We start from the raw sequence: 9,022 nt of genomic DNA, 5'->3' as shown, positions 1-9,022 counted from the left end.
ATGTGACTTATAGTTGACACACATCACTATGTTGGCATATCCATACTCTGCGAACTTCTCCACAATGGTTTGAAGTATAGGTTTGTTGCCTACTTTTAGCATCGGTTTTGGAGTATTGTCGGTAAGTGGTCGAAGTCTTGAACCAAGCCCTCCTACCATAAGAACTACTTTGTTTGTTTTTTCTTTCGGTTTTATAAGCTCTTCTATCTCTTGAATACCTACAATTTTTCCATTTTCGTCTACTATCGGAATCTGATGCAGTTTCTTAACAAGTGCAATTTTTAGGATCTCTTCTTTAGTATCGCTAATTGTAGCAATAGTAGGAGTCCTAAAGATGATACTCTCAACAGAGCTGTCTAAATCAAGCCCTTTTAACAATCCTCTTCTTATATCTCCATCGGTTATAGTTCCAATGAGCTTATCGTTATCTTCCACTACTAAAGCTATTTGCATAGCGCCACCGTCTATGATTTTCAATGCTTCTCTTATCGTGGAGTTTCTATTTAGTTTTATGTTTTGGATGTTTTTCATTTTTTAATCTTTTTTATACTTTTACTAACTTTGGCAAAGCCTAGATTAAATTCAAATTTCGTGGTAGTTTCTACCACCTCGCCATCTTCATCATCACTTAGGATATCAGACTCTATCTCAATAATTTCTTCAAGTATTTTATTTGATTTTTGAGCTAGTTCTTGCTGCAAAGTCTCGTCTGTAGTTTTCATGATGCCATTTATATTTCTTGATAGCTCTTTTACTTTGGCAAAAGTTTTTATTATGTTTAAGGTAGTTTCAGTAGCTATCTCACTTTTAATGATAGTAGCTAACATATATAAACCTTTTTCAGTGAAAACCTTTGGAAGATGCGGTGAATACTTTAGTTTTGAAAGGTGGTCAAAATTTTTGATGACCTCTAGCTTCTCTTCTTTTGTAAGCTCTAGAATATACCCATCAGGAAATTTATCGGGATTGTTTCCTACAGCTTGATTTATCTCTCTAGTTTCCACTCCATAAAGTTCTGCTATGTCACTATCTATAATTACAAGCTGATCATAATATTTTATTAGTTTATTTTCTATCATTTCAAATTTAATAATGCTCATATCTACCTCTTTCATTTTAATGAATTTCTCCAACAAGCTGTTGGATATTTGTCACACGACTTGTGTTAGTTTTATCTGTCATATTTTGACTCATAACTATCGTATTTCTTTCAAAAGCACCAAACTCATCTATCAAATCTTTTGACATCTGTTCTACAACTGATTTGCCCCAACCTAATAATGTTTGTTTTGCTACTATCTCTTTACCAATATCAAAATATAGTTCTATCATCAGCTTATTAGCTGACAATATAGCTTTTGTTTTAGCACTATAAATTTTTTGTTTTATCTCTTTTAGAAAAATATTAAATTCACTATTATTTATATATTTCATAATGAAAACTTTATATCAAAAAATGATTTTTTTAAAATACCGGCTAAATCAACTTTTTTTATCTCTTCAAGAATTTTAGCACTCGCACATCCATCACCGTATGGATTTTTCACGGTTTTTAGCGATGCTTGAAACTCTTTCGAGTAAAGCTTTCCACATGCCACTTGTATGCTCTCTTTATTTGGATTACAGTCTATTACACTCTCAGCTTTTATCCGTCCTTTTTGTCTATCACCGATGTTTATAGTACCTATTTTAAAACTAGGCGTTTCAGCAAGTCCACTAGAACTATTGCCCACCATTGCATCTACAAATTGCAAAGCACTCAAATATCGCAACTGTCCAAGTGAAGTAAATACTACAGCTTTATGAAAGTTTTCAGTTACATACGCATCTATCATTTGATTGATTATTCTTCCATCCGTATCGCTGTTTGCTTTTGTAAAAATGATGTTTGTGTCTTGCAGTTCATCTATAGCAGATAGTAGTTCTTCAAACTGTTTTTTAGCTGTTGAGCTTTCTAAAGTTACAGGATGAAAAGTAACCAAGATATTTTTTTTATTTAGTTTAAAGTTGATTGATTTTTCAAATTTTTCACGGGAAAGTAGTTTCAGTCTTTTAATATTTTCTATTCCCATTCCGCCTACATTAAAAACCATGCTAGGATGTTCTCCAAGTTGGATAACTCTGTTTTTATACTCTTCTGTCGCTGTAAAATGCAAGTGGCTCATTTTGGTAATACTGTGGCGAATCGACTCATCAAATGCGCCCTCAGTTGTCTCTCCGCCGTGAAGATGGGCAATAGGAATACGAGCTATCATAGCGGCACTTGCAGCAGAAAATATCTCATATCTGTCTCCAAGAACTATGAGTATATCAGGCTTTAACTCTTCATAAGCCTCAGCAAAACCTATCTGAGCCAGCCCCATAGATTTTGAGATTCCTACTGAGGTGTCCGAGGATAGAAGCATCTCTACTTTTTTGTCAATCTTAAACTCTTTTTCTATCTCTTTATAGGTTAAGCCAAATTCTGGGCTTAGATGCATACCTGTAACTATAATCTGAAGTTCTAAATCTTTGTCAGTTGCTATCTCTTTCATCAGCCAATAAAGCAAACCATACTCAGCACGAGTTCCCGTTACTACACAAACTTTTCGTTTCATTTTAACTTCCCTATTATCTCAAATGAATTACTGTCCATCTTTGATACTGCAAACCACTTTTTGCCCAAATCTTTCAAACTTGCTCCAAAGTGATATATCTCTTTTTCATCAATTATCAAAAACCTATCATGTGATAAATCAAACTTTTCTATATCTATTTTCGGATATTGGGCATTGTGTTTTTGCAAATCTAAATTTAGCTGCTTAGAGATAGTTTGTGTATATATTTTTGCACTTACGCTTATGTTTCTTTTTGTAAACAATATTAGAGTAGTCTCATCCACATAATTATCTATAAGTTTTATAGATTTTTTAGCAGATTTTATAATATCGCTTACGAAAAGATATGCATCGAATATTTGTCCATCAAAAAATATATGTTGTTTTTGAGGTGCGCCTTTTTCTTCTATAGCATTTAAGATAGCATCTACTTTTGTGTCATTTTTTATTTCATATGATATTTGTCTTTTTTCTATTGATTCTATTTTTTGGAAAATAGAAGCATTATTTTGTAAAAATCTTCTCATATTGACAAAACTTTTGATTATTTGAATACTTGTTTGAACAGCAGTAGCACTTTTAAGTACAGCACTTAACATTGAAACACCCTGTTCGGTAAATACAAATGGTAATTTTCTCAAGCCCATTGCTTCTTTATTGGATATCACAATTTGTGACATCCAATTTTCAAGTTCTTCTTTTGTCATCTGAAACATAAATTCTTCAGGAAATCTTTCGATGTTTCTTTTGACTGCTTGATTTAGCACTCTAGTTTCTACTCCATACAGCCCAGCTAAGTCTCTATCTACCATCACTTGCACACCTCTTATGGTGTAGATTTTATCTTGTATGTTATGATTGTCAACAATAGTTAATTCATTCATATCAACTCATCTTCTTGATAATCTTTTGTTGCAATAGTTCCAACTATTTCATCCCACCGCATTGGGCTTATCCCATTGCCTGGTCTTTTAATGGCTAGCTTATCTTCACTAAGCAGTTCGCCTTTTTTTATTTCACAAGCTGCGACAATCGACTTTCTGGCAATCTGCATATTTGGTATCTCGCTCTTGCTTGGTTTTTTAACACTGCTTCCAAGTGCGAGTTCAATATTTCGTATAGCTTTTACCATTGCTTTTAGCTCATCTGGTTCTAAGCTAGCTTTATGATCAGGCCCTTCCATGGTCTTATCGAGTGTGAAGTGTTTTTCTATACAACTAGCTCCCAATGCAACTGCAGCGATATCGACTTCTATACCTAAAGTGTGGTCGCTGTAGCCGTAAGATACATCAAAAGTTTTTCCTATAGTAACCATAGCTTTTAGGTTCACATCCTCCATCGGTGTCGGGTACATAGTATTTGCATGTAAAACCGTAATATTCTCTTTTTTTGTTCCTGCTTTTATGAGAACATCAAGAGCATCTTCTATCTCGCCGATGTCTGCCATGCCCGTTGAGAGAATCACTTTTTTACTTAACTTTCCTATCTGTCTGAGGTAAGGAAGGTTTGTTATCTCACCGCTTGGTATTTTAAAAATCTCAAGCCCTAAAGTGTTTAAAAGCTCTATGCTGTCGTGGTCAAACGGTGTAGAGAGAAACATTATATTTTTACTCTTGCAGTAGCTCATCAGCTCGTGATGGGTTGCCTCATCAAGCTCAAGCTTTTTTATCATATCAAACTGCGACTCAGTTTTATCGGTTGTCTGCTTTTGGTACTCTGCCTTAGCTGCGTTTTTACTTACCAATTTTTCAGCTTTGAAAGTTTGAAATTTAACGGCATCAGCTCCAGCCTCAACCGCTGCGTCTATGAGTTTTTTAGCCAGCTCAACGCTTCCGTTATGATTCACTCCTGCTTCTGCAATTATAAATACTTTGTTCATTTTGCCACGCTCCCGGCTTTTATAAATCCGCTTACTTCAATATACTCTTTTGAAGTCGCATTGCTTCCGTAGAAGGTATCTTTTTTGACGACAACACCGCCGTTTACAACAGCACCGGTTGAGATATGGCAGTTATCCTCTACAACGGCGTCATGTTCAATCAGAGCTTTTGTATTAATGATACAATTTTTCCCTATTTTTGCATTTGAATTTACTAAAGCATGGTGCATAACAACAGTGCCTTCATCAACATGTGCATGTTTCGAGACATAGGCAATCGGAGAGATGATAGCGGGCAGATTGAAACCCACAGACTTTAACTTATCAAATAATTTAACTCTAGCCTCGTTTGATTTTATTTGCCCAACAGTTATTACTGCATTTTTATACGTAGTAAACAGATCTTCTAAATCATCATCACAGCCGATAATTTTATAGCCTAAAATATTTTGTCCTATCAACTCTTTTTTATCTACAATGCCGACTATCTCGTATCTGTTTTGGGTCTCAATCACATCTATAACCGCTTTGCAGTGCCCGCCGCCACCGATTAAGAGGATATACTCTTTATTCATTTATTACCTTCCAATATCCTGATTTAGTACTGCCAACTCTTTTTAGTTTGCCATCTTTTTTGAGATTTGAGATATGTCCTTTGATAGTGTCAATATTTTTATCTAACATTATTGCAATCTCTTTCATCGTATATTTTTCATTTTCCCTTAAAAGAGACAATACTCTCTCTTTTGTGTTTTCTTGGGGGGTTTCTTGGGGGGTTTCTTGGGGGGTTTCTTGGGGGGTTTCTTGGGGGGTTTTATAAAAAGTTGTTACCACCGCTGTCCATTCATATTCGAAAGTAGGCTTTGGCAAACCATATTCCACACATTGGTTAATAATACTTGTCGTTCCTCTTCCCCAGTTTTCAATAAACCCACATTTATAAAACACACCTGCCATAGTAGGATTAAATGGTTTTGATTGATGTGGTTTGTCAAACTTCTCTATCGGTACTTCACTGCTTAGTGTTGCACCATTGTACATCACTAATTTCTCATCAAATACTTTTATTTGTAAGTTTGAGGTATTAGTATAGTCTCTATGAATGAGTGCATTGATTACCGCTTCTCTTAGGGCTTCATAAGGGTACTCTAGCTTTTCTCTTCTATGCATCCCCTCGTAAGATATATACGCCTTAAGATATTTGAGCCTTAGTACATCCATGATTTTATCTACTTGCTCTACTAAATTACCATCAATTATATCACTACTTTGAATATCTGTTTCACTTAAAAATCTACCTATTTTAGAGTGGGATTGTATATAATATTTTTGAGGGTCTTTTGCGAAAAGCAAAATCGCTGCTCTTTTGAGATGCTCACCATCATAGAGATTGAGCTTTCTTAAAAGTTGCTCAGTATCTGTTTCATTTTGAATATTTGGCACACGGTCTTTTGCGAGATGCTTGAATTTTTCTATAGTTTTTAGATCTATCTCTTCTAGTGTAAATTTTTCTTCAGCGATATCATCCCAAGTTTTACCGGTTTTTTTGAGTAAAAAATTTGTAAGGTTTCCGCTATTTAGCTCTATAGTATTACTTCCACTTCTTTGATAAAATTTGCCGTTGAATGAAACTGGTGCATAAGTTTTTTGAATTACTATCTCTATATACTCTTTATTTTCTTTTTGTTTTAAAAGAACATCTACGATAAGTCCCAGCCGGTTGTTTATCTTGTTTGGCAGTATCTCCACAAGTTTTCTAATCTCGTTTACTCCAATCACTTCACCGCTATCATCAATACCGATATACAAGCTCCCGCCCTCACTATTTGCAAATGCACAAATGGTTTTAAGATATTCATCTTTCCATATCCGCTTAAACTCTATAGTTTGGGATTCTTGCATGTTTACGCTCTCACACTGCTTGGAATATTTACAACTCTCTCTTCAAGATAAGTTGCATTTGTCAAATTACCGCATTGGCACTCTTTAAACATCTCAAGCCTGTTCATCAGCGTCCAGATAGGTCTTGTCATAACGCCGTTGTTGTTTGAAAACTCTAAAAACTCGTCTCTTTGTTTTCTATCTTTTAAAATAATCGCATTGAGCCAATAGTTTGATCTGCTGCCCTTTGGTTCTGTGACAAACTCTACATGTTGATTTTTGAAAAATTCTCTATACTCATCTGCTAAAACTCTTTTGTTTTGCAAAAAATTCTCAAGTTGTTCGAGTTGTGCTACCAAAAGTGCCGCATTGATATTTGGAAGTCTGTAGTTGTAGCCTACCATATCGTGAGAGTATTCCCATCTGTGAGGAATTTTGGCGGTTGTTGTGATGTGTTTTGCTTTTTTTGCCAAAACTTCATCATTTGTGATTATGCATCCGCCGCCGCCCGAAGTGATGATTTTATTTCCGTTAAAGCTGATTGCTCCAAGTAGTCCAAATGTTCCGGTGTGTCTCTCTTTATAGTAGCTTCCTAAACTCTCGGCTGCATCTTCAACCAGTGCTATATGCCAAGCGTCACAAATCTCTTTTATCTCATCGATTCTGCACGGATGCCCAAAGGTATGCATCGGAACACAAGCTTTTATGGTTTTACCGCTGGTTTTATTTCTACATCTGCTATTTACAATCTCACAATTTGCACTTAAAAACTCTTTGAGCGATTTTGGGCTTAAACCCATAGTATCCAAATCGACATCCACAAAAACCGAAGTTGCTCCAGTGTAGCTTATGGCATTGCAAGTAGCTATAAATGTCAGCGGTTGTGTTATAACTTCATCATCTTTTTCTACGCCTGCTAAAAGAAGCGATATATGAAGTGCAGAAGTTCCGTTTGTGGTCGCAACTGCATACTTCGCACCTGTGAACTCTGCAATTTTCTTCTCAAACTCATCTACAAACTTGCCAACGGAAGAGACGAAAGTGCTGTCAATACACTCATTTAGGTATTTTTTTTCATTGCCTACAAATCGCGGTTCATGAAGAGGAATAAACTCTTGAGTTTTAAATGTTTGTTTTATAAAATTAACTATTTCTTGCATTACATCTTCCCATCAAGATATTTACCCGTCTCTTTATGCCCAAAGTCAGGAATCATTTTAAAAAACAGCTCAACTATCTGCTCTTTTGTCCACTCTCTGTCTGTTTTCATGCTGCTTATTTTATCTCTAAACTCATTTAGAAGTTCTTCATCAAAGATTGCTTCATTTTTTATAATGCCTAAATTCTCAAATCTACTCATATCAAGCGTCTCTTTATCGGTAAAAAACTCTTCGAAATCTTTCTCTCCGGTTGTGTCGCTTGCACTGAAAAGGCAAGGCCATTTCCCCTCTGCAGGCAAAGTTTTTGAGAGCTCTCTTGCTTCGTCTTCATTCTTGCAAAGATATGGCTCATACCCTTTTTCTTTGAGATACTTAACTGCTATATCCGCAAAAGTTATCAGATGCAAATCTTCGCTTAGTTTTGGAAAAAATATATCGCGATTCTCTCCAAATATACAAGACATAAGGCAAAGCTCACCTGACTCCTGAGGGGTTACGAAGTATCTTTTTATATCGTTTGGTGCTACGATGGGCTGATTTTTTTCTATTCGTTGGTTAAACCCGTGAAGAAGACTCCCGTCGCTAAAAGCAACATTTGCAAATCTAGCCATAGAGACATTGATTTGTTTTGACTTACGCATAACAAACATCTCCATAATTCGCTTGCTTGCTCCCATCATGTTTACTGGATTTGCTGCTTTGTCTGTGCTTACGCAGAAGTATTTTTTAACTCCGTTTTCAATTGATTGTGCAAGTGTTTTATCGGTGTTGAAAATATTTACATCACACATGCGCATAAGGGTAAAAGGGTCCTTCTCGCTTCTTACATGTTTAAGGGCAGAGAGGTTTAAGACATAGTCATACTTGCCATCAGCTTTTATAAAGGCATCGTACTCAACTGAGCCGATATCAAGTGCAAACGTTTGAAAATCACCGTCTATATAGCCAAAACTGCTTCTTATGTCACGGACAAGTTCAACCATGTTGTTTTCGGAAATATCAACTACATGTAGTTTTTTCGGATGACGTTTAAATATCTCTTTTGTGACTGCCTGACCGATAGAACCGGCTCCGCCTATAACTAAAAAAGAAGAGCTTGACACAATGCTAGAGAGCTTCTTTTCGTGGTTATGTATATCATCTAAAAAAAGCTCTTTTTCTCTGCCTATTAATTTTAATGTTTTCATCTGTTTATCCCGATATTAAAATCGTGGCTTTTCATCATCTCTAGTTCAGTCTGCAAGGTTTCATACTCCTCTTTTTTTCGCTCTATAAACTTTTGCGTAAGTGTGATTTTTTCCTCCAACCCTTTTGGAGTCAGAAGGTAGCGGTACTGTTTTTTGTTTTGGTTGTTGTAAAAATTCTCTACTTTAAGAAGCCCTTTTGCGCCAAGTGCTTTTATGACATAGTTGATTTTGCCCACGCTATAACCCAGCTCATCAGCCAAAGTTTTCTGTGTAGTTACTTTGTTCAAGCTTCGCAAAATAGAAAGTTCTAACTCTTCA

11 protein-coding genes are annotated in these 9,022 nt (G+C 35.8%); all 11 read right to left on the bottom strand.

Going from position 1 to position 9,022, the window contains the following annotated elements:
* Nucleotides 1-531, bottom strand: a 531-nt coding sequence (locus RQ763_RS06255) for a CBS domain-containing protein (RefSeq protein WP_314151813.1), incomplete at its 3' end; no start/stop codon positions are given.
* Nucleotides 528-1,100 carry an ORF6N domain-containing protein gene (locus tag RQ763_RS06250; RefSeq protein ID WP_314151812.1) on the bottom strand — a complete coding sequence of 191 codons (573 nt, stop codon included), beginning with the start codon at nucleotides 1,098-1,100 and terminating at the stop codon, nucleotides 528-530. The genes RQ763_RS06255 and RQ763_RS06250, both read right to left, overlap by 4 nt.
* A 16-nt stretch (nucleotides 1,101-1,116) precedes the next feature.
* Nucleotides 1,117-1,434, bottom strand: a complete 318-nt coding sequence (locus RQ763_RS06245) for a DUF1016 N-terminal domain-containing protein (RefSeq protein WP_314151811.1) — start codon at nucleotides 1,432-1,434, stop codon at nucleotides 1,117-1,119.
* Entirely contained in the window at nucleotides 1,431-2,597 is a 1,167-nt protein-coding gene (gene neuC, locus RQ763_RS06240; RefSeq protein WP_314151810.1) for a UDP-N-acetylglucosamine 2-epimerase, read from the bottom strand. Before neuC ends, RQ763_RS06245 begins: the two co-directional genes overlap by 4 nt.
* A complete protein-coding gene (locus tag RQ763_RS06235; RefSeq protein WP_314151809.1) occupies nucleotides 2,594-3,481 on the bottom strand; it encodes an ORF6N domain-containing protein in 888 nt (295 codons plus the stop codon). Before RQ763_RS06235 ends, neuC begins: the two co-directional genes overlap by 4 nt.
* Nucleotides 3,478-4,476: an N-acetylneuraminate synthase gene (gene neuB / locus RQ763_RS06230; RefSeq protein ID WP_314151808.1), complete on the bottom strand. Its 999-nt coding sequence runs from the start codon at nucleotides 4,474-4,476 to the stop codon at nucleotides 3,478-3,480. The genes RQ763_RS06235 and neuB overlap by 4 nt, the downstream gene beginning before the upstream one ends.
* Nucleotides 4,473-5,051, bottom strand: a complete 579-nt coding sequence (locus tag RQ763_RS06225) for a NeuD/PglB/VioB family sugar acetyltransferase (RefSeq protein WP_314151807.1) — start codon at nucleotides 5,049-5,051, stop codon at nucleotides 4,473-4,475. Before RQ763_RS06225 ends, neuB begins: the two co-directional genes overlap by 4 nt.
* Nucleotides 5,044-6,378, bottom strand: a complete 1,335-nt coding sequence (locus RQ763_RS06220) for an RNA-binding domain-containing protein (RefSeq protein WP_314151805.1) — start codon at nucleotides 6,376-6,378, stop codon at nucleotides 5,044-5,046. Before RQ763_RS06220 ends, RQ763_RS06225 begins: the two co-directional genes overlap by 8 nt.
* Nucleotides 6,379-6,380: 2 nt before the next feature.
* Nucleotides 6,381-7,517, bottom strand: coding sequence for a LegC family aminotransferase (locus RQ763_RS06215; RefSeq protein ID WP_314151804.1), 1,137 nt, complete (start codon nucleotides 7,515-7,517; stop codon nucleotides 6,381-6,383).
* A complete protein-coding gene (locus tag RQ763_RS06210) occupies nucleotides 7,517-8,704 on the bottom strand; it encodes a UDP-N-acetylglucosamine 4,6-dehydratase (RefSeq protein WP_314151803.1) in 1,188 nt (395 codons plus the stop codon). The genes RQ763_RS06215 and RQ763_RS06210 overlap by 1 nt, the downstream gene beginning before the upstream one ends.
* A partial coding sequence (locus RQ763_RS06205; RefSeq protein ID WP_314151802.1) for a MarR family EPS-associated transcriptional regulator occupies nucleotides 8,701-9,022 on the bottom strand: 322 nt, incomplete at its 5' end. The genes RQ763_RS06205 and RQ763_RS06210, both read right to left, overlap by 4 nt.

It is taken from the genome of Sulfurimonas sp. (genome assembly GCF_032250635.1).
Classification (GTDB): domain Bacteria; phylum Campylobacterota; class Campylobacteria; order Campylobacterales; family Sulfurimonadaceae; genus Sulfurimonas.
This window is presented reverse-complemented; position numbering and strand designations above follow the sequence as displayed.

What these genes read in the sequence shown, in the direction of transcription:
- RQ763_RS06235 (WP_314151809.1), bottom strand. Translation starts at nt 3,481, where the DNA reads ATGAATGAATTAACTATTGTTGACAATCATAACATACAAGATAAAATC.
- RQ763_RS06250 (WP_314151812.1), bottom strand. Translation starts at nt 1,100, where the DNA reads ATGAGCATTATTAAATTTGAAATGATAGAAAATAAACTAATAAAATAT.
- RQ763_RS06220 (WP_314151805.1), bottom strand. Translation starts at nt 6,378, where the DNA reads ATGCAAGAATCCCAAACTATAGAGTTTAAGCGGATATGGAAAGATGAA.
- RQ763_RS06210 (WP_314151803.1), bottom strand. Translation starts at nt 8,704, where the DNA reads ATGAAAACATTAAAATTAATAGGCAGAGAAAAAGAGCTTTTTTTAGAT.
- neuC (WP_314151810.1), bottom strand. Translation starts at nt 2,597, where the DNA reads ATGAAACGAAAAGTTTGTGTAGTAACGGGAACTCGTGCTGAGTATGGT.
- RQ763_RS06245 (WP_314151811.1), bottom strand. Translation starts at nt 1,434, where the DNA reads ATGAAATATATAAATAATAGTGAATTTAATATTTTTCTAAAAGAGATA.
- neuB (WP_314151808.1), bottom strand. Translation starts at nt 4,476, where the DNA reads ATGAACAAAGTATTTATAATTGCAGAAGCAGGAGTGAATCATAACGGA.
- RQ763_RS06215 (WP_314151804.1), bottom strand. Translation starts at nt 7,517, where the DNA reads ATGCAAGAAATAGTTAATTTTATAAAACAAACATTTAAAACTCAAGAG.
- RQ763_RS06225 (WP_314151807.1), bottom strand. Translation starts at nt 5,051, where the DNA reads ATGAATAAAGAGTATATCCTCTTAATCGGTGGCGGCGGGCACTGCAAA.